Source organism: Salegentibacter agarivorans, assembly GCF_900113135.1.
Taxonomy (GTDB): Bacteria; Bacteroidota; Bacteroidia; order Flavobacteriales; family Flavobacteriaceae; genus Salegentibacter; species Salegentibacter agarivorans.
Genome location: NZ_FOOH01000001.1, coordinates 37,824 through 61,007, shown reverse-complemented (window position 1 = coordinate 61,007; position 23,184 = coordinate 37,824). Strand labels below are relative to the sequence as shown.

The window sequence follows — 23,184 nt, the reverse complement described above, 5'->3', positions numbered from 1 at the left end:
CGATTTTAGAAAAATATAGCTATGAAATTATTATTAATAACAATAGTACTTTTAGGACTGGCCTTTGCCGGAATTGCCATAAAAATATGGGGAAAGAAGGACGGTAAATTTGCAGGAACCTGCGCAAGCCAAAGTCCGTTTTTAAATAAAGAAGGTGAAGCCTGCAGTTTTTGCGGTAAATTACCCGATGAAATGTCTGATTGCTCTGGAGAAAAAAAAGCGGCTAATTAGATTAAATGGCAACACTTTTACTGGGATTCTTCTTATTATTTTCCTTAATTATCCTGGCCTATTACCTGGCCTTTTTCGCATTTGCCAACAACACCCCCAAAAAGCCCGGGAAATTGAACCTGCCTGTTTCGGTAATAGTTTGTGCAAAAAACGAAGCAGAAAATCTTAGAAACTTCCTTCCTCCTATCCTGGATCAGGATTATCCCGATTTTGAAGTTATCGTGATTAATGATGCTTCCCACGATGAAACTTTAGAAGTTATTGAAAATTTCCAGGCCCTGGATGGCCGAGTGAAACTGGTAGATGTTCAGAATAACGAAGCTTTTTGGGCTAATAAAAAGTATGCACTGACGCTTGGAATTAAAAAAGCGAAAAATCCTTATTTAATATTTACCGATGCCGATTGCGCGCCACAAAGCCGAAACTGGATTACCCATATGGCTGCCGGATTTGTGGAAGAAAAAAGTATTGTTTTAGGTTACGGTGGTTATTTTAAAAACAGTAAATCTTTACTTAACAAGCTTATTCGGTTTGAAACTTTACTCACCGCTATTCAATATTTTTCTTATGCAAAATTAGGAAATCCGTATATGGGTGTAGGCAGAAATCTCGCTTATACCTCCAGACAGTTTTATGACCAAAAAGGCTTTGCTAATCATTTGCACTTACGTTCCGGGGACGATGATCTTTTTGTAAATGAAGGAGGCAACGAAGAGAATACTTTTATTTGTCATCATCCCGAAGCAAGCACACGAAGTGTCCCAAAAACCGATTTAAAATCCTGGTTTAAACAAAAAAGAAGGCACGCCTCAGTAGCCGGTTTTTACAAAACAAAAGATAAAGTTTTACTGGGTTTATTTTACGCTTCCAGATTCTTTTTCTGGATCTTATTAGCTGCATTATTAATAATTCAATTTCAATGGCAACTTGTTTTAGGAGTTGCAGTATTCATATTACTGGTACAGGCGGTGGTCTACGCTAAATCGGCAAAAAAACTTGAGGAGACAGATGTGGTTTGGTTATTTCCGTTTTTAGAAGTATTTTTAATATTTACCCAATTTGGCATATTTATAGCAAACAGCGTTTCAAAACCTACGCATTGGAAATAAATCACGAATTGCTACTTACCAAAATTAAAGCTGCCAAAAAAGGGAGTCAATCAGCGTTTAATTATTTGCTTGATACCTTTTGGGATAACGTGTACGGTTTTCAGTTAAAAAAAACCGGCAACGCGTACGAATCTGAAGATATTACCATTCAAACTTTTTCCAAGGCATTTAATAAAATTCACACCTTTGATGAAGATTATTCTTTTAGCACCTGGCTTATTGCCATTTCAAAGAATATTCATGTAGATATGCTTAGAAAGCAAAAGTCTTCTATAAGGTCTCAAACCACTTCAGATCAAAATGACAAGGTGTACCGTATTGCTGATGAAACACCTACTATTGAAGATAAATTAATAAGCGAGCAACATTTAGCGCAACTGCTTACCGATATTAAACAACTGAAGCCTCATTACCAGGAAGTGATCAATCTTAGATATTTTCAGGAGAAATCTTATAAAGAAATAGCCCAGAGCCTTGACGAACCTATGAACAATGTGAAAATTAAACTCCTGAGAGCTAAAAAGTTACTCGCTGAAATTATTGAAGCCCGAAAATCGGTGTAAGTTATTACCGACTTAACGTTCTAATTTATGCAGTTCGGTAGATTATTGTATCTTTGAAACCTAGATTTTTGCTATGAGTACAGACACTATAAGCCCAGTAAAAGAAAAGCCAAAAGCCAAACCAAAATGGTTAAGGGTAAAACTTCCAACCGGAAAAAAATACACCGAACTTCGCAGCCTGGTAGACAAATACGATTTGCACACCATTTGTACGTCGGGTAGTTGCCCAAATATGGGGGAATGCTGGAGTGAAGGTACCGCTACTTTTATGATTTTAGGAAATGTTTGTACCCGTTCCTGCGGATTTTGTGGTGTAAAAACCGGCCGCCCTGAAACAGTAGATTGGGACGAACCAGAAAAAGTAGCCCGGTCTATTAAAATTATGGGTATTAAGCACGCCGTGGTAACCAGTGTAGACCGCGACGATCTTAAAGATATGGGTTCTATTATTTGGGCAGAAACCGTAAAGGCGATTCGCCGGATGAATCCTGAAACCACACTTGAAACCCTTGTCCCAGATTTCCAGGGAAATGAGCGTAATTTAGATAGAATTGTAGAAGTAATGCCAGAAGTTGTATCTCATAACATGGAGACCGTAAAAAGATTAACCCGTGAAGTGAGGATCCAGGCAAAATACGATCGCAGTCTTGAAGTGCTTAGATACTTAAAGCAACAGGGAGTTAATAGAACTAAATCTGGAATTATGCTCGGTCTCGGCGAACAGGAAGATGAAGTTATTCAAACCCTGCACGATCTTAGAAGTGTAGATGTAGATGTGGTTACTATAGGCCAGTACCTGCAGCCCAGTAAAAAACATTTACCGGTAAAGCAATTTATTACACCAGACCAGTTTAAGAAATACGAAGCTATTGGTCTTGATCTGGGATTTCGGCATGTAGAAAGTAGCGCCTTGGTTCGCTCTTCTTACAAAGCACACAAACATATCGACTAAGTTTTTTTCTGAAATAAATGAACAAAAGCATCAATATTGCCATAAACGGTTTTGGCCGTATTGGACGTAGCCTTTTTAGACTTTTAATCGAAAATAAGAGCATCAATGTGGTTGCAATAAACGACCTCACCGATGCTAAAACCCTTGCTCATTTATTAAAATACGATAGTATTCACGGTGTTTCTCCCGCGGAAATTTCTTCAGAAGGAAATAATATAATTGTTAATGGGCAATCAATTCCACTTTTAAATTATGCTCATCCACAAGACATAGATTGGAGTGCATATTATAAGGTTGATACAGTAGTAGAATCTACAGGAAAGTTTAAAACCGCTAAAGATCTTCAGCATCACATTGAAAATGGAGCGAAAAAAGTGATTCTATCGGTTCCACCAGAAGACGAAGAAATTAAAATGGTGGTTTTAGGAGTAAATGAACATATCCTGGACGGCACTGAAAAAATAATATCTAATGCCAGCTGTACCACTAATAACGCAGCGCCAATGTTGAAGTTAATTCACGAAAATTTTAAAGTCCAACAGGCTTATATCACCACGATACATTCGTATACTTCAGACCAAAGTTTACACGATAAACCTCATCGCGACTTAAGAAGAAGCCGGGCCGCCGCTCAATCTATAATCCCAACAACCACGGGAGCAGCAAAAGCCTTAACTGGCATTTTTCCTGATATTAGTGATGTTATTGGTGGCTGCGGAATTAGAGTTCCCGTACCTAATGGCTCTCTAACCGATATGACGATTAATGTAAGCAAACAGACCAATATTGAAGAAATCAATAAAATCTTCAAAAAAGCGTCAGACAGTTCGTTAAAGGGAATTCTTAGTTATACCGAAGATCCAATAGTATCTATTGATATTAATAATAATCCGCATTCCTGTATTTTTGATGCTCAAATGACGTCGGTAATTGATGGGAAATTAATTAAGATAATTGGCTGGTATGATAATGAAATCGGGTATTCCAGTCGTCTTATCGATTTAATTTCTATCGTTAATGATAAATAACTATATTTATCTCAATTAAGCTTTTAGCTGAATTTCCCGAATGAAGAACTTTACTCTTATACTACTTCTCGCATTTTGGTGCTCGTTCGCTTATGCAATTCAGCAAGATGAAACCGAAGATTCTCAAATAACTAACGAGAGAATTCAACAATTACTTAACGATGCCGAAGTTTCGGTAAATATGCTAGATTTTGATAATGCTATTGAGCAGTTAAATTCTTCCCTGGAACTTTCAAAATCTATTAACGATAAACGTGCTATTGCACTCTCCAGCAGTATTCTCGCCAAACTTTATTACTTAAGGCACGATTTTGATAAAGCCATTACCGAGCTGCAACGAGCAATTTCGATTCAAAGAGATATTGAAGACCAAAATGGTTTGGCATATAGTTATGTGAATTTTGCCAAGATTTTAATGGGGCAAAAAGATAAGGAAAGAGCCAATCGCTACCTGAATCTTGCTGAAGAAATATATCTAAAACTAGATAACGAAGTATACCTTGGTATTGTAAATTTAAACCGTGCCATCATAATCCTTAATACTGAAAATGAACCAGCAAAAGCATTAAATCTTCTTCAGCAGGCAAGGACCACCCTTTCAGAGACCGATAAGAAATATGAACTTTCTCGCCTCTATTATTATACTGCCCGGGCTCATTTAGAATTAAAAAATTATGCATTAGCCAAAGAAAATAATAAACGTGTTTTAGAGATTGCCTATGCTCAAAATTTTGGCGGGATGATTATGTCTGCCAATAAACTAATGAGTAAGCTATACGAAGAAACCGGAGACTTTGAATCTTCATTAGTTTTTTTACAAAAAAGTTTTGCCCGTAAGGACTCTATAATCGCTATGAATAATGCAGTACTGGCCGAACAGGTTAATGCCAGGTACGGTGTAGATGCGTTACAAAGTAGCCTAAATGAATTAAGTCTTCAAAACGCAGAACAGGAAAGAAATTTAAAAGTGAATAAGCTAACCACAATTTTAAGTGTGGCTCTTATCACTATTTTATCACTTTTAACTCTTTCCCTATATAAGAATAATAATTTAAGAGCCCGCGCTAATGAGTTGCTGCAAAAGAAAAATGCTGAACTTACAAAAGCCAAGGAAAATGCCGAAAAAGCTTCGCTGGCTAAGGCGCAATTTCTCTCTACAATTACCCACGAGTTAAGAACTCCTTTATATGCAGTAACGGGCCTCACCCATTTATTGTTAGAAGAAAGCCCTACCGAAAATCAAAAAGAACATCTTAATTCGCTAAAATTTTCTGGGGAATACCTGCTTTCACTTATCAATAATATATTAGATCTAAACAAATTAGAAGCGAACAAAGTGGAGATTATGGAAGCTTCTTTTGATCTTAAAAAACGAATTTCGGATGTTTTGGTAGCTCTAAAAAATTCGGCTGATGAAAAAAATACCAAAATCCATTTTAATTACGATGATTCTATTCCGCATGAATTAAAAGGCGATCCGCTAAAAATTTCCCAGATTCTTATAAATCTTATCGGGAACTCCATAAAATTTACTGAAGACGGTGATATTTGGATTAATGTTTCTAAAAACAGTCGGGAAGGGAACTTTGTGCTGCTGGATTTTGAAATAAAAGATAATGGGGAAGGCATAAGTAAGGAGAAACAGAAAGCTATTTTTGAAAATTTCACCCAGGGTTCTACTCAAATTAACCGCAAGTTTGGAGGAACAGGTTTAGGTCTTTCTATTGTGAAAAACTTACTAAGTTTACTGGGTAGTGAGATAGAATTAAAAAGCGATTTAGGCGAAGGATCTACTTTTGCTTTTCAGTTAAAATTTGAAGCAAAAGAGGTTGAAAATCAACTTAATAACAGCCCAAGAATTGAAGCCGAGCCCCTAGAAGATAAATTAGATGGAAAAAATATTCTTATTGTGGAAGACAATAAGATAAACCAAATGATTACCCGCAAGATTTTAGAAAAGCAAGGGGTAACTTGTGAGGTGGCAGATAATGGAACTATCGCGATAGAAAAAACAAAAGAAAAAGACTACGATCTTATTTTAATGGATATCCATATGCCGGGAATTAGTGGGATTGAAGCTACAAAAGAGATCAGGAAATTTAATTCTGAAATTCCTATCGTTGCGCTAACCGCAGTAACTTTAGATGAAAACCTTGATGAATTTTTCTTAAATGGCTTTAGTGATATTATCCCAAAACCCTATAAAACTGAAGAATTCTTCCTTAAAATTAACAGACAATTAGCAATTAGGGAAAGTGCTGTTTAATCCTTTGGCACGCGCTTTGTAAATTCAGGCTTAATTGAATTATATATCAAAGAAAAACATATATAGTTTGAATTAGCCAAAATAAAAAATGAGGTGTGAACTCACCTCATTTTTTATGTGCAAAACTCAAAATTTCCTGTTTAAAAACTTCTTCTTTATTTAAAAATGAAGTTTTTACTGGTAAATAAAATAGCTGTCCATTTTCGAAATTCTCGCGTAGTCTAACATAATCTTTCTCGGTGGTTAAAAGCAGTGATTCCTTTTGTAAACGCACTATTTCGGTATTGGTGAAATTATGATGATCGTTAAAAGCGAGGTGTTTAAAATCAAGTTCTTGTGCTTCCAGGTAATCTGTGAGAGGTTTAGGGTTCGCTATTCCGGTAACGAGGGTGAAATTTTTATCCTTTAAACTGCTTAAGGGAGCTATTGTAGTTTCAGAAATAATTTCTTCCCCATAATCAATAAAACTGAAATAAAGCTGCTGATAATTCTGTAATTTAAGCCTAACTCTAATCGATTCCATTTCAGTCTTGGTGAGATTTGGAGGGCACTTGGTAACAACTACTATTTTTGCGCGTTCTGCACCTACTGTAGGTTCGCGTAAATATCCGGTGGGCAGCATAAAATCGTTTACATAGAGATCGCCGTAAGCGGTGAGTAAAATATTGAGTCCAGCCTGTACTTTTCTATGCTGAAAAGCATCGTCCAGTAGAACAATTTCAGCATTTTCTTGCTGAAGCTTTTCAATCCCATTCCGCCTGTCGGCATCTACCGCAATAAGTGCATTTTTAAACTTTCTTTTAAATTGTAAAGGCTCATCCCCTGCTTCTGTGGCAGTTTCCGTTCCGCTTAATAATCTATAACCTTTGCTGCTTCGTTTATATCCACGGCTTAACGTAGCCACTTTAAATTCAGGTAGTAAAAGCTTCAGCAAATATTCTATCATTGGAGATTTTCCGGTTCCTCCTGCATTAAGATTTCCCACACATAACACTGGAAATTTATAAGATTTAGATTTTAGAATTCCAGAGTTATAAAAGAAATTTCTGCTCCAGGTTACAAATCCGTACAACAAAGCAAAAGGAAGTAGCATTTTTCGTAAAATCTTCATACAGGGCAGGCTATAATAATTATATTTGAAGTTGGGCTGAAATTAACTACTACGAAATTAATAAAAAGCAACTCTGCTAAGTCTATAAAAACCAAAAAACAAGATGCTTGTAAAAGAAGTTATTGATATAATTGAAGATTTTGCGCCTACGACGTACGCCGAAGATTTTGATAATGTAGGTCTTTTGGTGGGCGATAAAAATGCTGATGTAACCGGCGCGCTTATCACTTTAGACACCTTGGAGACAGTGGTAGATGAAGCTATTGAAAAAAAATGCAACCTTATTATTAGCTTTCATCCTATTATTTTTTCGGGTTTAAAAAAGCTTACGGGGAAAGACTATGTAGAAAAAACAGTAATTAAGGCCATTAAAAACGATATTGCTATTTATGCCATTCACACCGCGCTGGACAACCAATACAAGGGTGTGAACGATATGATTTGCGAAAAAGTGGGGCTAAAAAACCGGAAAATTTTAATTCCGCGGAAAGACAGCATTAAAAAACTTACCACTTTTGTTCCCAATAAACAGGCTTCAGCAGTAAGAAAAGCGCTTTTTGAAGCTGGGGGAGGAAATATTGGAAATTATGATAATTGCAGCTTTAATTTAAAAGGAGAAGGCAGCTTTAAGCCTAATGAAGAAGCCAATCCGGTAATAGGAAAACGTGGGGAAGTTCATTTGGAAGAAGAAACACAAATTAGTCTTATTTATCCATCTATTATTGAGAAAAAGCTGCTTCAGGCACTTTTTAGCGCTCACCCATATGAAGAAGTAGCTTATGAAGTAAGTGCTTTAGATAACGAAAATCAGCATTTGGGAATGGGAATGTTTGGGGAATTAGCAAGCCCTGAAGATGAAAAAAGCTTTTTAGAACGCATAAAAAACGAATTTAATTGTGGCTGTATAAAGCATTCTCAATTACGCGGAAAACCAATTAAAAAAGTAGCAGTTTTGGGCGGTAGCGGAAGTTTTGCTATAAGTAAAGCAAAAGCTGCAGGAGCCGATATTTACCTTACTGCAGATTTAAAATATCACGACTTTTATAAAGGTGATAAGGACTTCATTTTAGCCGATATTGGACACTACGAAAGTGAGCAATACACAAAAGATTTATTACATTCTTATCTTACAAAAAAAATTAGTAATTTTGCACTTATTTTAGGAGAGACAAACACCAATCCAATCAAGTATATATAACTATGGCAAAAAAGAACGATGTTACTGTAGAAGACAAGTTAAGAGCGTTGTACGACCTTCAACTGGTTGATTCCAGAATTGACGAAATAAGAAACGTACGCGGTGAGCTTCCGCTGGAGGTTGAAGATTTGGAGGATGAAGTAGCCGGATTGAGCAAGCGTTTGGATAAAATGGATGCCGATATTGAGGTAATAGAGAACGATATAAAGAGCAAGAAGAATCTTATTGATGAGTCTAGAGTGACCATGAAGAAGTATGCTGAGCAGCAAAAAAACGTGCGTAACAACCGCGAATTTAATGCGCTTAGCAAAGAGGTCGAATTCCAGGAATTGGAAATAGAACTTGCCGAAAAACACATCAAAGAATACCGCGCTCAAATTGAGCAGAAAAAAGAGGTTATCGAGCAAACTAAGGAGCGCCTTGATGAAAGGAAAAAACACCTTGAGCACAAGAAAAGCGAACTTAACGAGATTCTTGCCGAAACTGAAAAAGAAGAGCAAGCACTAATCAAGAAATCTGCAGAATTCGAGAAGAATATTGAAGATCGTTTAGTAAATGCCTATAAAAGAATTAGAAGCAACGTTAAAAACGGACTTGCTATTGTGCCTGTAGAACGTGGTGCTTCTGGAGGTTCTTATTTTACCATTCCGCCACAGGTAATTATGGAAATTGCCGGTAGAAAGAAAATTATTACCGATGAACACAGCGGTAGAATCCTGGTAGACGAAGAACTTGCAAAAGAAGAGCAGGAAAAAATGCAAAATCTTTTCGCTAAAGTTTAATTAGCAGAAAAGAAATACAATAAAAAAAGCCTCCAATTTTGAGGCTTTTTTTATGGTTAATAATTGCTGAGCTGAATTTATTTTAATCGTGACAGTCTATCGCGCAAGATTCAATTGATGTAAACCAACCTTTACCGTTAGTTAAAGCAACTGTAGGAAAACCATTGGTATTAGCACAAACCTGTAAAGCAGCCCTACAATTTTTTAATTGTTCTTGCTGTGAGTATTCTATCATAGCGCCTATCACCGGAGGAGTAACACCTATAGCGGGTTCATCGTGCCATTTGTTTGGCGAGCCGTTAGCGTTACCCGGTTTATACATTAATGATCTAAGCACTTCCCCGGTACTTAATTCTGCATCAAATTTCACGAAACCGTTTTTTAATTCTTCAAAATGTAAAAAAATTAAATACTCATCGGTTTCAGGATTCGTTATTTTAAGTCCTTCTACAGCGTGTTTGTTTTGACTAGCTTCAAAAGATAACTCATTTACGAATTTGAAATTAAAATCCCTATCCTGGCTAATAAATTTAGCGGTTTCACCGGTGTTCTTAAAAATATAAGTAGCCGATTGGATCTTAAGAACGCCGTCATTTTCTAAAGCCAACTCCTTTTCCAATTCCTGATTGGCAGCCGGATTTTCTTCAGAATCTGTACTGCAGGAATGCAGGATAACGCTAAGTACTAAAATACTTAAAAGTGATTGTGTAATTTTTTTCATTTCGATTTTGGTGTTAATTAGTTATTCTATTTTAAATCAGTTAATTTTCGCTAGATCACTGCTTTTCTAACTTAAAAATTTTAGAAGTTACAGGCTGGGTAATGCTATACTTCTAATGTAATTCATTTTTAAACAGTCTCTATAAATTTCCAGCTATAAGCAATTGATTATTATGTAAATCTATTAAAATTTGTTAATTTATTTGAAATTCATTTAATAAATTATTCTAGTTAAATTTTATAATAAGCTGCACCTCTTAAATTACCCAAAATTCAAGGTTTTATATTGATTAACAAGCTTTTCACATTTTTAATCTATTTTAAAGCTACCTTTATTTCTACTAACTAAAACCCTTAATTATGAGATATTATGCAAGCCTACTTTGCCTAATTTTAGTGTTAGTATCCTGTAAAAACCAAGATAAAAACCCGGAAAGTGATCCTGATTTTAAAACGGAACAAACTGAAAATAAAACCACTACAGAGGTAAATACTGAAAATTCTACTTCAGCCAATTCAAATTATAATAAAAGTGAAAAGGAAACCTTAGAAGCGTCAGATACTAATAACAACGAAACCGAAGCATCTTCTTCTATATTAATTGATCCCGGCGCTACTTATATAAAAGTAGATGAAAGCGATGCAAATTGTAGCTGCTACTGTCTGGAATTAGATATGAATAATAATACAGAATTATGCCTGGCTGAAAATGAAATGTTTATCAATGCCAGGTATGCAAAAACAGGGAATTCAGTTAATATATTTTATGTGAGCCCGTCTAACAAAAACACTAATAAAGATCTACCCTGGGAAGATTTTGATACCAATACCCCTATTGCCGTTTTAAGTCCCGCTAAAAATGGTAATATAGAATTGGACTGGAAAGGTTTTTACATAGATGGTGAACTTGCGGTAGATTACGCCATTTATGGCAAAAAAACACTTGAAGGAACTTATAAAAAACAATAATTAATGAAACGATTTTTCTTACCTACATTTATATTCCTTTTGATTTCCTGCGGAAATAACGCCCAGCAAAAAACAGTTACCAAACCCGAAATTGCTAACGCCGATCCTGTGGAAGTACCGGCAGAAAATGGATATGAAAAAGCCTATTTTGCCAGCGGATGTTTTTGGTGTGTTGAGGCAGTTTACGAAAGTATTGAAGGCGTGAAGGAAGCTGTTTCCGGTTATGCCGGAGGGCATACAAAAAACCCAACTTACGAATCCAGCAATACCGGCAAAACCGGTCACGCTGAAGCTGTAGAAGTCATTTATAACCCAGAAGTAGTAAGTTTTGAAACTTTGGTAGAAGTTTATTTTGGTTCACAAGATCCCACGCAGGTAAACGGCCAGGGACCCGATATTGGTTCGCAGTACCGTTCTATTATTTTTTATCAAAATAAGGAGCAAAAAGATATTATAAACAAGGTGAAAACTGAAGTAGCAAAAGATTATGAGCAACCCATTGCTGCTGAAGTTTTACCGTTTCAAAAATTTTGGATAGCAGAAGATTATCATCAAAATTACGAAAAGAATAATCCTAACAATCCCTATATTCAAAAGGTTTCTATTCCAAGATTAAACCGCTTTAAAGAAAAGTTTCCCGAAATCCTGAAAGATAATTCGCATTAATTTTCGTTTTAAATTTTCTAAACGCTTTTTAATAATAAATATATTCGGCTTTATTTAATAGGGCCGAATATGTATTTTTACCACAGAAATCGTTTAGGAAAAAACAGGAAACCTTTCGGCTAAAAAACTTCGGTTCACTGATGTATTTTAAATACCACCAACTGATTAAAACAACAGATAAACAATGAGCATAACAATAGAAAACATTCTCTTAATAGGCTCTCTGTTGTTATTTATTAGTATCCTGGCCGGGAAAACATCTTATCGTTTTGGCGTACCTACCTTAGTACTTTTTCTTGCAGTTGGAATCCTCTCAGGATCAGAGGGAATTGGTGGAATTTATTTTAACGACCCACAACTCGCTCAATTTATAGGAATTGTTGCCCTTAATTTTATTTTATTTTCCGGGGGACTTGATACTAGCTGGAAAACTATAAAACCGGTAATGTGGCAGGGAATTTCTCTTTCCATTCTAGGAGTTTTATTTACAGCGGTAAGTGTTGGCGCCTTTGTTTGGTACATAACAGATTTTACTATTTACGAAGGTTTATTGCTTGGCGCCATTGTTTCTTCTACAGATGCCGCCGCGGTATTTTCCATTTTAAGGGCTAAAAACCTTGCCTTAAAATCTAATTTAAGACCAACCCTGGAGCTAGAAAGTGGTAGTAACGATCCTATGGCCTATTTTCTTACCATTGCCTTTTTAGGTTTGGTGGTGAACCAGGATCAAAGTATTTATAGTATTATTCCGCTTTTTCTTCAGCAAATTTTAATTGGTGCCGCTCTCGGATTTATCTTCGGAAAGTTGAGTAAATTGGTAATTAACCGTATAAAATTAGATTTTGAAGGTTTATATCCCGTTCTCGCTATCGCGCTAATGTTTATTGTATTTTCTGCTACTGATGCACTTGGTGGCAACGGATTTTTAGCGGTTTACTTAAGCGGAGTTTACCTTGGAAACCACAACATTATTCACAAAAAGACAATCATGCGAATGTTTGATGGGCTTGCGTGGTTAATGCAAATTGTACTATTCCTTACTTTAGGATTGCTGGTTTATCCATCGCACATTGTTCCGGTTATAGGCGTGGGTATTTTTATTTCTGTGTTTTTAATATTTATAGCCAGGCCTCTGGGCGTTTTTTTAAGTCTAATATTCTTTAAAATGAAAATGCGCCGCCGTTGGTATATTTCCTGGGTGGGGCTTAGAGGGGCTGTACCTATTGTATTTGCCACTTATCCGCTACTTGCGGGAATTGAAAAAGCCGATATGATCTTTAACATCGTATTTTTTGTATCGCTAACTTCGGTATTAATCCAGGGAACTACATTATCTGTGGTGGCACGTTGGTTGCACGTGGCTTTACCAATGAAGGCCAAACAAAAATCACCGGTAGATGCATTTATGGCCGATGGGGCTAAATCTTTTTTAAGAGAAATTAATATTCCCGAACAAAACCATTCGGTAGGCAAAAGGATTGTAGAATTACAATTTCCAAAGAAAGCGATAATCGCCATGATTTCAAGAGACGATCAATTTATTACTCCAAACGGAAATACGGTTATTGAAGCAGATGATATGCTGGTTGTTTTAACCGAAGATCACAGAACCATGGAAGGTGTTTATGAAAGCCTGAATATAGAACCAGATTTTGAAGAAAAATTAGAATGAAAAAGCCGGTTTGTTATCCAGTAGGTTAAGAATTTTATTTTCAACTTCAATAGAATCCCATTTATTTTCAATCCCTGAAATCTCCATCACCTCATCCATAATTTTACGTTGATAATCCCCAATTGCCAGAGCTTCAGCATAAGGTTTATCAGAAAAAGTAACCCGGGAATATAACGGTACCCAGGTGTTGGGATGTTTGTTAGAAAACCAGTTTTCAATCTTCTTCCGCAGTAGAAAATCGGGATCTGCAGTTTTGCTGCTCATTTCAATAAAATTACGGTAGCTAAGTTCTGCAATGGCATCTGTATTGGGTTTTCGGGCTTTTTGGTATTCTTCAAAAATACTTTCCCAATCGTCCCCATATTTTTTCATTTTTTGGTTTAATACCAGAATATCTTCAAAACCCGCATTCATTCCCTGCCCATAAAATGGTACAATTGCGTGCGCTGAATCTCCAACCAAAGTCACTTTTTCCCAATAAGACCAGGGATAACATTTTATGGTAACCATACTGCTGGTAGGGTTTTTAAAGAAATCCTTTTTTAAATTTTCAATTTCCTGGTTAATATCTGGAAAATGCTTCTGAAAAAATAGCTCGGCATCGGTTTCGGTCTTGATGCTTTCAAAAGAATTTTCGCCCTCAAAAGGCATAAATAAAGTACAGGTAAAACTACCATCTAAATTAGGCATTGCAATAAGCATAAATTCCCCACGAGGCCAAATATGAAAAGAGGCATTATCCAGTTTATGGCTTCCATCTGGGTTGGGCGCAATGCGCAATTCTTTATAACCAACATTTATAAAATGTTGCGAATAATTAAACCTGCTTTGCCGTTGCATTTTATGTCTAACCCGGGAGAAAGCTCCATCGGCACCAAAAATAAGATCAAATTTATATTCTTTCCACTCCCCTTTTTCACTCTCACCGGTATACAATTTAGCTTCCGCCATATCTATATCCCAAACTTTTTCTTCAAACCTAAAAGTGGTCCCAGCATCTTCGGCCAGGGTGATCATTTTTCGATTTAAAACCCCACGGGAAATAGAATAAATAGCTTCTTCCTCTTTTCCGTATTTCTGAAAATAAAGCGGTTTATCGTTAACGTGCATCGCCCTTTTATCTAAAGGAAGCGCCAGTTTTTTAATTTCATCTTCTATGCCGGCAGCCCTTAAAGATTTCCAGCCGCGGTTAGACATGGCTAAATTTATAGACCTACCGGAAAATTCTACATTTCTAATATCCTTTCTGCGGTCAAATACCTCAACTTCATGGCCGGCTTTTCTAAGAAAAATAGCGAGTAAAGATCCAACCAGGCCTGAGCCAACAATGGCGATTTTTTTGGGTGTTTGCATAAATTCTTGCTGTACATTTTCCAGAAAACGGTTATTAGAAAATGCAATTTTAAGTTACGAATTTACTTATTTCTACTCAATTTAAGGCTCTCTCAGCTATTTAAGAAAAACCTATTTACCATTTAATTAACAGCACTTACTATATGCTTCCCTTAAATTTAATATTAAAATTTATTTAATATGCATAGTACTCAAGCCTTACTAAAATCGGTTACTATTGGAGACTTGGAATTAAAAAACCGGGTTATTATGGCTCCAATGACACGTAATCGCGCTGATAATAAAGATAATGCACCTACCCAGTTACACGCCGAATATTATGCGCAACGCGCCGGTGCCGGACTTATAATCTCTGAAGGTTCTCAAATTTCTGATGCCGCAGTGGGTTATATAAATACCCCGGGAATTTATACCGAAAACCAGGTAAAAGGCTGGGAAAAAGTAACTGAAGCTGTTCACAAAAATGAAGGAAAGATATTTTTACAATTATGGCATTGCGGCCGTATTTCTCACCCTAAATTTCACGATGGAGAAAAACCATTGGCGCCAAGCGCCGTGAATCCAAATACGCAAGCTTATACCCCAGATGGCTTTGAAGACACTGTAGAACCACAAGCGATGAGTGTAGCCGATATAAAACAAACCGTCCTGGATTTTAAACACGCCGCAGAAAATGCCAAACGTGCCGGTTTTGATGGGGTAGAGATTCACGGCTCTAATGGTTATTTAATTCATCAATTTCTCAATAAAAATGCAAATATTAGAACCGATGATTACGGTGGAAGTATCGAGAACCGGGCACGTTTCTTTTTTGAAATTCTTGAAGCGATAAGTGAAGTTTGGCCAGAAAATAGAATTGGAGTAAGGTTTAATCCTTCGCTAAACGACGCCTTTGGAATTACAGCTTCAGAAGAATCAATTGCAACCTTTGATCACCTAATTGAAAAATTAAATGCTTACGATTTAGCGTATTTACATCTCTCTGAACCTTTTACAGATGTTAGCCAGATAGATTACCTGGAAACAAACATTGCGAAACATTACCGCCCTATTTATAAAGGAAAATTAATGATTAACGCAGACTTTGATCAAGAATCAGGAAATAAAGTTATTGACGAAGGTAATGCTGATATGGTTTCATTCGCTAAACTTTTTATTTCTAATCCCGATTTACCAGAGCGCTTTTCTAAGAATGCACCTTTGGCCGAATGGGATGAAGATACTTTTTATACGCCAGGCCCAAAAGGTTACACAGATTATCCCGAATACGATTCTGAAAAACCTAAATAGGAAATTCTTAATTTTAGATTAAATGTCCTTAAAAGCAGGTTAATTGCACGAAACGTCTAACCAGAAAAAAGTAAATTTAATATTCAACCCTATAAAACTTAAAATATGGATGAGTCGAAAATTGAACAAATGAGGTCCACTTTGAATAAGCTGGAAGACATTAAAAACAGCCAGGAAAGTATTATTGATAAGATAAATCACGTGATTACCGATTTGTTTCAACATCCCGATAAAGAATTGGAGAAAGCAATGAACAGTGCGCACCAAAAATCTTCAGATAACGTAGATGCGGTTCGTGAGGCTATGGAAGAATATGAAATGAGAATTAATAAACTGGAAAATCAAGGCTAATCAACTTTTAAAGAAAAGCTAATGATTCCAGTCTTAAGATGACTAAAGCATAAATTTGCCGATAACAGGTATTTTTATTTTTAGTCATCTTTTTTATTAAACAGATTCTTATGCAACATATTACTTCAGCAGAAATAGGGGAAATGGAAAAACTTTTCCGTCTCAATCTAATTAATAGTGTAACCGGTTATAAATCGGCTAATCTTATCGCTACAAAATCAGAGGAAAAAGGTGTAAATGTGGCGGTTTTTAGTTCGGTTACTCATTTGGGAAGCAACCCTGCATTACTTGGTTTTATTACCCGGCCAACTAAAGAGGTAGCCCGGAATACCTATAAAAATATTAAAGAGAATAAATATTTTACGGTAAATCATATTCAAAAGGATATGATAGAAAGCGCCCATCAAACCGCTGCTAAATATGATGAAGAAATTTCTGAATTCCAGCAAACCGGCCTGGAAGAAGAATATCTGGACAATTTTTTTGCACCCTATGTTAAGCAGTTTAATATAAAATTAGGATGCGAATACGTGAATGAATACTACATTAAAGAAAATGAAACGGTAATGCTTATTGGCGCTATTAAGCATATTTATTTTGATGAAAGTATACAGGCGCCAGATGGCTGGTTGAGGTTGGACGATGCAGAGACTGTGGCTATAAATGGTTTAGATGGTTATGCCCTTCCTAATCTTTTAGATCGCTTTCATTACGCCAGGCCGGGCCAGGAGATCAAGTCGTTTTTTAGGAAAGAAGACTAACCAATTCTAATTAAACTCACTGCACAGATTACCTATATATCTATATTATTCAAAAATTTTAACATTTGAGTTAAACACTAGTTAAAAGCTATTCTTTCAAGTAACATATTCTATAAATTCGTTCATAGCTAATTATTAAAACTATAATATGAGGGATTTAATTTGGCTTATTGTAGTTATCCTTATCATAGGATGGCTTATAGGATATTTTGGATTTGGGGAAGCCGTAGGAAACCTAATCCATATTTTATTAGTCCTGGCCATAATTGGTATTTTATATCGTTTGGCGACCGGTAGAAGACTGTAAACCAAAAATTTATATTTTTCAGTCTTTTTAAAACACGAATTTATTTATTAACTTGTATAAACAATTAACCAACGTAGCATAGCTACACAAAACCAACCAGTATGAGAGATTTAATATGGCTTATCGTAGTATTATTAGTAATAGGATGGCTTATTGGCTATTTTGCATTTCCAGATTTGGGAAGCATAATCCACATTCTAATTGTTATAGCCGTTATCCTAATTTTGTATAAATTATTAACCGGGCGCCGCCTGTAAGTAAGAATTTTTTCGAATCTTATAAACCCTTTGAGAACATCAAAGGGTTTTTTTTGTTTTATCATCTAATCCTAAAAGCTTTCCCATATCCTATTTACCAGCTAAACCTTATCTTCGAAATTAAAAACTAATATGTGGAACTTAAATAATAAATATGCCCTGATTACCGGTGGCACTAAAGGAATAGGTAAAGCTGCAGTTCTGGAATTCCTGGAATTGGGAGCAGAAGTACTCTTTACTTCCAGGACACAAAAGGATATTGACCTTGTTTTAGAGGAATTAAAAGAATACGATAAAAAAATCTACGGAATGGTAGCTGACGTTACCGTAGCAGAAGACCGGCAAAAAATGCACAATTTTATTGATAAAGTCTGGGGCAAATTGGATATTCTGGTAAATAATGCCGGGATAAATATCAGGAAAAAAGCAAATAATTATTCTGAAGAAGAGTTTAGAAAAGTAATGGAAATAAACCTTAACGCTCCTTTTCAACTAAGCCGAAAACTTCACTCCCTACTTCAAAAAAGTGGCAGTGCAAAGATTGTAAATGTCGCGTCTTCTGCAGCGCTGCAGGATGTTGGTACTGGTACGCCTTATGCAATGTCTAAAGCTGGATTATTACAGCAAACAAGAAGTCTTGCAGTAGAATGGGCCGCAGATGGAATTCGGGTAAACGCAGTATCACCCTGGTTTACGGTTACGCCACTCACCCAGGGACTTTTAAGCGAGAGCGATAGAATGGATCCTATTATTAGAAGAACTCCTTTAAAACGAGTTGCAGAAGCTGGCGAAATTGCTTCGATTATTGCTTTCCTGGCAACGGACAAATCGTCTTATATCACCGGGCAAAATATTATCGCAGATGGTGGAATGAGCATTAATGCAATATAAACCCAGTTTTTTGTATCTTTAATGGAAAACCAACACCATGAAAAAACTACTACTTGTTACTTTTCTATTTTCAGTATTTATAAGCTGTAAAAATAACGAAACCAAAATAGGACAGGAAGTTGATACTGAAGCCGAAAAAAGCATTGAGCAACAAATAGCCGAAGCACACGGATTAAATAATTTTGAAGAAGTTGAGGAAATTCAATTTACTTTTAATGTAAAGGTTGGGGATTCACTTAGAACCAGCCGGGAATGGACCTGGAAACCCAAAACCGACGAGATTAGACTTACCGAAGGTGATATTAGCCGCACTTACACCAAAACCGGCGATATTGCTGAAGAGGATAAAGATATAGACCAGAAGTTTATCAATGATTCTTACTGGTTTCTCTTTCCATTCCAAATGGTGTGGAGTGACGCTGAAATTTCTGAAGAAAAAACCGGCCTTGCACCAATTAGTAAAAAAGAGATGAAATATCTCGAGGTTTCTTATAAAGATGAAGGCGGCTATACTCCTGGTGACACTTATGTAGTTTATTACGAAGACGATTATTTATTAGAGGAATGGATCTACAAATCTGCAGATGGGCAACGGGAAATGCCTACTACCTGGGAAGATTTTGAAGATTTTCAGGGCTTAAAAATTTCTAAATCCCATAAATCTCCCGATGGTAGCTTTGAATTGTTCTTTACCGATATTGTAGTAAAATAAAGATTGAAATAAAAAAGCCACGAACTCATTAATCGCTGAATTCGTGGCTTTTTATTTTTTCTAAAAAGAGGTTTTAATATTTTAAACCGCTCAAAATTTCTCCGGCTCCTTCTGCCGGTTTCCAGTTAGAATCGGGTTCAAAATAGTTCCATAATAAATTTGAAATCTCCCTTTGTAATTGCCAGGCTTCGTTATCGTCATCCCAGGATTCATCTTCATTATTCTTTGTGGCTATATAACACACATAATCTCCAGAAGGCCCATTAACCATAAAAAGTTCAGACCTGGATTTATTGACCATTCCTTGTTTTGCCGCCATCTGTATATAAGGCGGCACTTGTGATAAAGCATAATCCTGGTAAAAAGAATTACCGAGCAACCTATACATTTCGTCACTTGCTGCAGCACTTACCAATTCTCGTTTTCTAATTTGTTCTAGAATTGAAGCCATTTCTCGCGGAGTAGTTTGTCCCCAGCCATATTTTTCCCAGTCTTTATCACGACCTTCTGTTCTTGAGTTTACCCGGGTGTGCTCTAGGCCAAGTTCGGTCATTAATTTATTAATAGCTTCTCCACCACCGGCAAGTTCCTGGTTCCATAAAGAAGTTACATTATCACTGTAACTAATCATTAAGGCCACCAAAGTTCTAAGATCGGTTGTAGTGCTATCTTTATAGAACTGCATCAAACCCGAACCGCCATAAATTCTATCTTCTGAATAAACCAGTGAATCTCTATAGCTTAATTCTCCCTCCTCAATTTTATCAAAAATCTTTACCAGGATAGGCACTTTTACTATACTGGCGGTAGGGAAAATACTATCGGCGTTTATTGCAGCTTCTTTTCCCGTTTTTAAGTGTTTCACATAAACACCAACATCACCTTTAAATGATGCTGTTAATTCTTCTAATTTCTGCTCAAGAATTGAATCAACTTCAACCTGTTGAGCGATATTTTCAGCAATAAAAAAAATCGCTATAAGAGTAGTAAGTATTAGCTTTCTCATTTTGCAATGAATTATTTTAAATCCAGGTTAATTTATTTCAATTTAAAACATTTTTAATCTCTTTTCGAAACTCTATCTTCTTTGGTCTTTTTAAGAATTCCATTCTTCAAAATTTGCCCAAATTGGTACATATCTTCAAAAGAACAATAAAATGGTGCTGGAGCCAGCCTGATTACATTCGGTTCTCGCCAGTCAGTTATTACGCCGTTTTCCATTAAATAATTAAATAATTCCCTTCCTTCCCCGTGTAAAAATACCGAAAGCTGGGTACCGCGCTCTTCCTGATTCGAAGGAGTAATTATCTCAAAACTACTCTCCACTTCCTTGTCAATTTCGTGTAAAACAAATTCAAGGTACGCAACGATCTTATTTCGTTTTTCTATTAAAGCCGGCATTCCCACTTCATCAAACATTTCTAACGAAGCCAAATATGGTGCAAGTGCCAAAACCGGGGCATTAGAAATTTGCCAGGCATCGGCACCGTTTTCGGGTTGAAATTCTGGTTCCATTAAAAAGCGACGTTCTTTGTTATGTCCCCACCAGCCTTCAAAACGCGGAATGTCTTTTTGGTTGTGATATTTTTCATTTATAAAACATCCGGAAGCATTTCCCGGACCACTATTCATATATTTATAACTGCACCAGGCAGCAAAATCAACCTTCCACTCACTAAGTTTAAGCTCAATATTTCCGGCGGCGTGGGCAAGATCCCAACCTACAAAAGCGCCAACTTCGTGTCCCGCTTTTGTGATTTTTTCCATCTCTAAAACCTGTCCAGTATAGTAATTTACACCCCCAATTAAAACCAAAGCGCACTCCTCTCCTACTTCATTGATCTTTGCTATAATATCTTCAGTTCTAAAATTATTTTCACCATCGCGCCTTCTAATTTCAACAATAGCGTCTTTGGGATCATACTCGTGAAAACGCACCTGGCTCGAGATCATATACTGGTCACTGGGAAAAGCTTTTTCTTCACATATAATTTTATAGCGTTTTCCTTCAGGTCTATAAAAGGAAACCATTAGTAAATGCAGGTTTACCGTAAGGGTATTCATTACCGTAACCTCAGCTGGTTTAGCACCAACAACTTTAGCTAGTTTTTCTGAAAACCTTTCGTGATAGTCCCACCAGGGTTTTTCGGCATAGAAATGACCTTCTACGGCAAGATTTGCCCAATCGGTCATTATTTCGTCTACATATTTTTTTGCTGATTTTGGTTGAAGACCAAGTGAATTTCCGGTGAAATAAATCACATTTTTCCCTTCGTGCTGTGGGAAAATAAATTGGTCACGATATAATGCTATTTTATCCTGGGAATCCAGTTCCCGGGCATATTCAAGTGTATTTTGAAATTGCATGTGTGGTTTTAGTTTGAAGTAAAAATACAATTTATTGGCAGAAATCACCCGAAGTGAAAACCAATTGGTATTTGTGTAGAAAGCTATTATTTTAAAAACATTAAATTCTCTAAATTTGGTAAAAATTGAATCTTATGCATTTTCTTCCTGAAGCCATAGACCAGTATATTTTAGAACATTCGGCTAAAGAACCTGAGTTTTTGGCAAAGCTTAATCGCGAAACCAATCAAAAAGTTTTGCAACCACGAATGTTAAGCGGAAATTATCAGGGAAGAATTTTAAGCCTTATTTCAAAAATAATAGCTCCAAAAACTATCCTGGAAATTGGTACTTACACGGGTTATTCGGCTTTATGCCTGGCTGAAGGTTTACCCAAAGAGGGAATTTTGCATACCATAGATATCAATGAAGAATTATACGATTTTCAGCAGAAATATTTCCAAGCTTCAGAATACAAAAATCAGATTAAGCAATATATTGGAGATGCTCAGGAAATAATTCCGCAAATTGAGGAGAAATTTGATTTAGTTTTTATTGATGCCGATAAGCCTAACTATCCCGCATATTTCGATTTAATTATTGAGAAAATGAATCCCGGCGGAGTAATATTATCTGACAATGTTCTATGGAGCGGTAAAGTTGTAGAACCTGTTAAAGCTGAAGATGAATCTACACAAGCCCTTTTAAAATATAATAAAATGCTGGCGGAAGATGAACGCGTAGAAACGGTGATTTTGCCTATTCGCGACGGATTAACTTTAACGCGCGTTAAATAAAGCGTTTTCCTGAACGTTGGTAGAGCATAAAGAAAATAATTGCGAAAATAATTCCTACAGCCGCACCTACTAATACATCACCGGGATAGTGAACGCCTACATAAATTCGACTCAACATAAATAATAACGGCCAGATAAGTACTACCCAAATCCAGGGGTATTTATCTTTTAGTGAAAGGATGAAAAATAGGGCCGCAGCGGCAGAAACCGCAGAATGCCCGGAGAAAAAACTATAGTTATCTGGAGTTTGCAGGATTCTAATAACATCAGCAATTTCGGGTTGATTGTTAGGCCTAAGACGTAAAAAAAAGTTTTTAACAACGTTGGTAAAACCATAAGTTGAAAGCGCCGTTGCAAGAATAAAAAAAGTGGTAAAAAGTGCCTTTTTCCAGTGAAAAGCCACAAAATAAAGAATAAAAAAAGTGATATAAAGCGGGATCCAGTTTTGGATAGTAGTTACGGTGATCCAAAAATTATCGTAAGTTTCAATTCCCAGTCCGTTGAGATAAACAAACAGCTCACGGTCCCATTGTTTTAGCTGTTCTAACATAAATAGTAATTAAAATCTACGTTTTACTGAACCGGTAATCTCGTCAATATCTTCTTTCACTTTATCTATCTCTCCTCTCACATCTTTAGAAATATCGGTATCAATGCCTTGCTTTTCGGCACTTTTCTGAATTTCTGTTTTAATGTCGTTAGAGGCATTACGAAGCATTTTCATCCCTTTACCCATACCACGGGCAATGTCGGGAATCTTATCGGCACCAAAAACCATTACCAGAATAAACAGGATAAAGGCAATTTCGGCACCACTAATAAAAAGAGGTATGATGTTCATAGCAAAACAAA

The 23,184-nt window shown here is 36.3% G+C and carries 26 protein-coding genes; 19 read left to right on the top strand and 7 right to left on the bottom strand.

Annotated elements, in window-relative coordinates; genetic code table 11:
• Positions 1-21 precede the first annotated feature (21 nt).
• From BM084_RS00315 to BM084_RS00290, 6 genes are all read left to right on the top strand, one after another.
• A complete protein-coding gene (locus tag BM084_RS00315) occupies positions 22-231 on the top strand; it encodes a membrane or secreted protein (RefSeq protein WP_075326220.1) in 210 nt (69 codons plus the stop codon).
• 5 nt (positions 232-236) lie between these two features.
• On the top strand, positions 237-1,340 hold the full coding sequence (locus BM084_RS00310) for a glycosyltransferase (protein ID WP_093301960.1): 1,104 nt from the start codon (positions 237-239) through the stop codon (positions 1,338-1,340).
• On the top strand, positions 1,331-1,903 hold the full coding sequence (locus tag BM084_RS00305; RefSeq protein ID WP_083634160.1) for an RNA polymerase sigma factor: 573 nt from the start codon (positions 1,331-1,333) through the stop codon (positions 1,901-1,903). The genes BM084_RS00310 and BM084_RS00305 overlap by 10 nt, the downstream gene beginning before the upstream one ends.
• A gap of 73 nt (positions 1,904-1,976) precedes the next feature.
• Positions 1,977-2,855, top strand: a complete 879-nt coding sequence (gene lipA, locus BM084_RS00300) for a lipoyl synthase (RefSeq protein ID WP_075326218.1) — start codon at positions 1,977-1,979, stop codon at positions 2,853-2,855.
• A 17-nt stretch (positions 2,856-2,872) separates the two neighbouring features.
• Positions 2,873-3,883, top strand: coding sequence for a type I glyceraldehyde-3-phosphate dehydrogenase (gap, locus tag BM084_RS00295; RefSeq protein WP_093301957.1), 1,011 nt, complete (start codon positions 2,873-2,875; stop codon positions 3,881-3,883).
• Positions 3,884-3,923: 40 nt separating this feature from the next.
• The gene (locus BM084_RS00290; RefSeq protein WP_093301953.1) at positions 3,924-6,149 is read left to right on the top strand and encodes a tetratricopeptide repeat-containing hybrid sensor histidine kinase/response regulator; all 2,226 of its coding nucleotides are present in this window, start codon (positions 3,924-3,926) and stop codon (positions 6,147-6,149) included.
• Positions 6,150-6,255: 106 nt separating this feature from the next.
• Here BM084_RS00290 and lpxK read toward each other — a convergent pair whose 3' ends face one another.
• The gene (gene lpxK / locus BM084_RS00285) at positions 6,256-7,260 is read right to left on the bottom strand and encodes a tetraacyldisaccharide 4'-kinase (protein WP_093301950.1); all 1,005 of its coding nucleotides are present in this window, start codon (positions 7,258-7,260) and stop codon (positions 6,256-6,258) included.
• Between the two features lie 103 nt (positions 7,261-7,363).
• Between lpxK and BM084_RS00280 the strand changes: the two genes are divergently transcribed.
• Complete coding sequence (locus BM084_RS00280; RefSeq protein ID WP_075326214.1) at positions 7,364-8,458, top strand: Nif3-like dinuclear metal center hexameric protein; 1,095 nt, start codon at positions 7,364-7,366, stop codon at positions 8,456-8,458.
• A 2-nt stretch (positions 8,459-8,460) separates the two neighbouring features.
• Positions 8,461-9,240, top strand: a complete 780-nt coding sequence (locus tag BM084_RS00275; protein ID WP_075326213.1) for a zinc ribbon domain-containing protein — start codon at positions 8,461-8,463, stop codon at positions 9,238-9,240.
• A gap of 82 nt (positions 9,241-9,322) precedes the next feature.
• Here the strand turns inward: BM084_RS00275 and BM084_RS00270 are convergent, their stop codons facing one another.
• A complete protein-coding gene (locus BM084_RS00270; protein WP_075326212.1) occupies positions 9,323-9,961 on the bottom strand; it encodes a hypothetical protein in 639 nt (212 codons plus the stop codon).
• A gap of 359 nt (positions 9,962-10,320) precedes the next feature.
• Between BM084_RS00270 and BM084_RS00265 the strand changes: the two genes are divergently transcribed.
• The 3 genes from BM084_RS00265 to BM084_RS00255 all read left to right on the top strand — a co-directional run bounded on the left by BM084_RS00265 (position 10,321) and on the right by BM084_RS00255 (position 13,267).
• Positions 10,321-10,929 carry a hypothetical protein gene (locus BM084_RS00265; protein ID WP_075326211.1) on the top strand — a complete coding sequence of 203 codons (609 nt, stop codon included), beginning with the start codon at positions 10,321-10,323 and terminating at the stop codon, positions 10,927-10,929.
• Positions 10,930-10,932: 3 nt separating this feature from the next.
• Positions 10,933-11,595, top strand: a complete 663-nt coding sequence (gene msrA / locus BM084_RS00260) for a peptide-methionine (S)-S-oxide reductase MsrA (RefSeq protein ID WP_075326210.1) — start codon at positions 10,933-10,935, stop codon at positions 11,593-11,595.
• Positions 11,596-11,779: 184 nt separating this feature from the next.
• Positions 11,780-13,267, top strand: coding sequence for a potassium/proton antiporter (locus BM084_RS00255; protein ID WP_075326209.1), 1,488 nt, complete (start codon positions 11,780-11,782; stop codon positions 13,265-13,267).
• Here BM084_RS00255 and BM084_RS00250 read toward each other — a convergent pair.
• Positions 13,259-14,620, bottom strand: coding sequence for an FAD-dependent oxidoreductase (locus BM084_RS00250; RefSeq protein WP_093301947.1), 1,362 nt, complete (start codon positions 14,618-14,620; stop codon positions 13,259-13,261). The genes BM084_RS00255 and BM084_RS00250 overlap by 9 nt on opposite strands.
• A 180-nt stretch (positions 14,621-14,800) precedes the next feature.
• On the opposite strand from BM084_RS00250, the gene BM084_RS00245 reads away from it, so the two are divergent.
• The 7 genes from BM084_RS00245 to BM084_RS00225 all read left to right on the top strand — a co-directional run bounded on the left by BM084_RS00245 (position 14,801) and on the right by BM084_RS00225 (position 19,189).
• Positions 14,801-15,910: an alkene reductase gene (locus tag BM084_RS00245; protein WP_075326207.1), complete on the top strand. Its 1,110-nt coding sequence runs from the start codon at positions 14,801-14,803 to the stop codon at positions 15,908-15,910.
• A gap of 105 nt (positions 15,911-16,015) precedes the next feature.
• Complete coding sequence (locus BM084_RS00240; RefSeq protein WP_075326206.1) at positions 16,016-16,261, top strand: hypothetical protein; 246 nt, start codon at positions 16,016-16,018, stop codon at positions 16,259-16,261.
• 110 nt (positions 16,262-16,371) lie between these two features.
• Positions 16,372-17,022: a flavin reductase family protein gene (locus BM084_RS00235; RefSeq protein WP_093301943.1), complete on the top strand. Its 651-nt coding sequence runs from the start codon at positions 16,372-16,374 to the stop codon at positions 17,020-17,022.
• Positions 17,023-17,170: 148 nt separating this feature from the next.
• Positions 17,171-17,329, top strand: a complete 159-nt coding sequence (locus BM084_RS18985) for a lmo0937 family membrane protein (RefSeq protein ID WP_143083605.1) — start codon at positions 17,171-17,173, stop codon at positions 17,327-17,329.
• A 101-nt stretch (positions 17,330-17,430) separates the two neighbouring features.
• Positions 17,431-17,586 carry a lmo0937 family membrane protein gene (locus BM084_RS18980; protein WP_106197114.1) on the top strand — a complete coding sequence of 52 codons (156 nt, stop codon included), beginning with the start codon at positions 17,431-17,433 and terminating at the stop codon, positions 17,584-17,586.
• Positions 17,587-17,718: 132 nt separating this feature from the next.
• Positions 17,719-18,477 carry an SDR family oxidoreductase gene (locus tag BM084_RS00230; RefSeq protein ID WP_093301940.1) on the top strand — a complete coding sequence of 253 codons (759 nt, stop codon included), beginning with the start codon at positions 17,719-17,721 and terminating at the stop codon, positions 18,475-18,477.
• 37 nt (positions 18,478-18,514) lie between these two features.
• A complete protein-coding gene (locus BM084_RS00225; RefSeq protein ID WP_093301938.1) occupies positions 18,515-19,189 on the top strand; it encodes a hypothetical protein in 675 nt (224 codons plus the stop codon).
• 73 nt (positions 19,190-19,262) lie between these two features.
• Here the strand turns inward: BM084_RS00225 and BM084_RS00220 are convergent, their stop codons facing one another.
• Entirely contained in the window at positions 19,263-20,195 is a 933-nt protein-coding gene (locus BM084_RS00220) for a serine hydrolase (RefSeq protein ID WP_093301935.1), read from the bottom strand.
• A gap of 53 nt (positions 20,196-20,248) precedes the next feature.
• On the bottom strand, positions 20,249-21,556 hold the full coding sequence (gene kynU, locus BM084_RS00215) for a kynureninase (RefSeq protein WP_093301934.1): 1,308 nt from the start codon (positions 21,554-21,556) through the stop codon (positions 20,249-20,251).
• Between the two features lie 134 nt (positions 21,557-21,690).
• Here kynU and BM084_RS00210 point away from each other — a divergent pair, with 134 nt between their 5' ends.
• Positions 21,691-22,332, top strand: coding sequence for an O-methyltransferase (locus tag BM084_RS00210; RefSeq protein WP_075326200.1), 642 nt, complete (start codon positions 21,691-21,693; stop codon positions 22,330-22,332).
• Here BM084_RS00210 and BM084_RS00205 read toward each other — a convergent pair.
• A complete protein-coding gene (locus tag BM084_RS00205; protein ID WP_075326199.1) occupies positions 22,325-22,882 on the bottom strand; it encodes a phosphatase PAP2 family protein in 558 nt (185 codons plus the stop codon). The two genes, BM084_RS00210 and BM084_RS00205, sit on opposite strands and share 8 nt — an antisense overlap.
• Positions 22,883-22,891: 9 nt before the next feature.
• Complete coding sequence (locus tag BM084_RS00200) at positions 22,892-23,173, bottom strand: Sec-independent protein translocase subunit TatA/TatB (protein ID WP_075326198.1); 282 nt, start codon at positions 23,171-23,173, stop codon at positions 22,892-22,894.
• Between the last annotated feature and the right edge of the window lie 11 nt (positions 23,174-23,184).

Coding starts and splice junctions, on each gene's coding strand:
- BM084_RS00315 (WP_075326220.1), top strand. CDS start 22: ATGAAATTATTATTAATAACAATAGTACTTTTAGGACTGGCCTTTGCC.
- BM084_RS00310 (WP_093301960.1), top strand. CDS start 237: ATGGCAACACTTTTACTGGGATTCTTCTTATTATTTTCCTTAATTATC.
- lipA (WP_075326218.1), top strand. CDS start 1,977: ATGAGTACAGACACTATAAGCCCAGTAAAAGAAAAGCCAAAAGCCAAA.
- gap (WP_093301957.1), top strand. CDS start 2,873: ATGAACAAAAGCATCAATATTGCCATAAACGGTTTTGGCCGTATTGGA.
- BM084_RS00290 (WP_093301953.1), top strand. CDS start 3,924: ATGAAGAACTTTACTCTTATACTACTTCTCGCATTTTGGTGCTCGTTC.
- lpxK (WP_093301950.1), bottom strand. CDS start 7,260: ATGAAGATTTTACGAAAAATGCTACTTCCTTTTGCTTTGTTGTACGGA.
- BM084_RS00280 (WP_075326214.1), top strand. CDS start 7,364: ATGCTTGTAAAAGAAGTTATTGATATAATTGAAGATTTTGCGCCTACG.
- BM084_RS00275 (WP_075326213.1), top strand. CDS start 8,461: ATGGCAAAAAAGAACGATGTTACTGTAGAAGACAAGTTAAGAGCGTTG.
- BM084_RS00270 (WP_075326212.1), bottom strand. CDS start 9,961: ATGAAAAAAATTACACAATCACTTTTAAGTATTTTAGTACTTAGCGTT.
- BM084_RS00265 (WP_075326211.1), top strand. CDS start 10,321: ATGAGATATTATGCAAGCCTACTTTGCCTAATTTTAGTGTTAGTATCC.
- msrA (WP_075326210.1), top strand. CDS start 10,933: ATGAAACGATTTTTCTTACCTACATTTATATTCCTTTTGATTTCCTGC.
- BM084_RS00255 (WP_075326209.1), top strand. CDS start 11,780: ATGAGCATAACAATAGAAAACATTCTCTTAATAGGCTCTCTGTTGTTA.
- BM084_RS00250 (WP_093301947.1), bottom strand. CDS start 14,620: ATGCAAACACCCAAAAAAATCGCCATTGTTGGCTCAGGCCTGGTTGGA.
- BM084_RS00245 (WP_075326207.1), top strand. CDS start 14,801: ATGCATAGTACTCAAGCCTTACTAAAATCGGTTACTATTGGAGACTTG.
- BM084_RS00240 (WP_075326206.1), top strand. CDS start 16,016: ATGGATGAGTCGAAAATTGAACAAATGAGGTCCACTTTGAATAAGCTG.
- BM084_RS00235 (WP_093301943.1), top strand. CDS start 16,372: ATGCAACATATTACTTCAGCAGAAATAGGGGAAATGGAAAAACTTTTC.
- BM084_RS18985 (WP_143083605.1), top strand. CDS start 17,171: ATGAGGGATTTAATTTGGCTTATTGTAGTTATCCTTATCATAGGATGG.
- BM084_RS18980 (WP_106197114.1), top strand. CDS start 17,431: ATGAGAGATTTAATATGGCTTATCGTAGTATTATTAGTAATAGGATGG.
- BM084_RS00230 (WP_093301940.1), top strand. CDS start 17,719: ATGTGGAACTTAAATAATAAATATGCCCTGATTACCGGTGGCACTAAA.
- BM084_RS00225 (WP_093301938.1), top strand. CDS start 18,515: ATGAAAAAACTACTACTTGTTACTTTTCTATTTTCAGTATTTATAAGC.
- BM084_RS00220 (WP_093301935.1), bottom strand. CDS start 20,195: ATGAGAAAGCTAATACTTACTACTCTTATAGCGATTTTTTTTATTGCT.
- kynU (WP_093301934.1), bottom strand. CDS start 21,556: ATGCAATTTCAAAATACACTTGAATATGCCCGGGAACTGGATTCCCAG.
- BM084_RS00210 (WP_075326200.1), top strand. CDS start 21,691: ATGCATTTTCTTCCTGAAGCCATAGACCAGTATATTTTAGAACATTCG.
- BM084_RS00205 (WP_075326199.1), bottom strand. CDS start 22,882: ATGTTAGAACAGCTAAAACAATGGGACCGTGAGCTGTTTGTTTATCTC.
- BM084_RS00200 (WP_075326198.1), bottom strand. CDS start 23,173: ATGAACATCATACCTCTTTTTATTAGTGGTGCCGAAATTGCCTTTATC.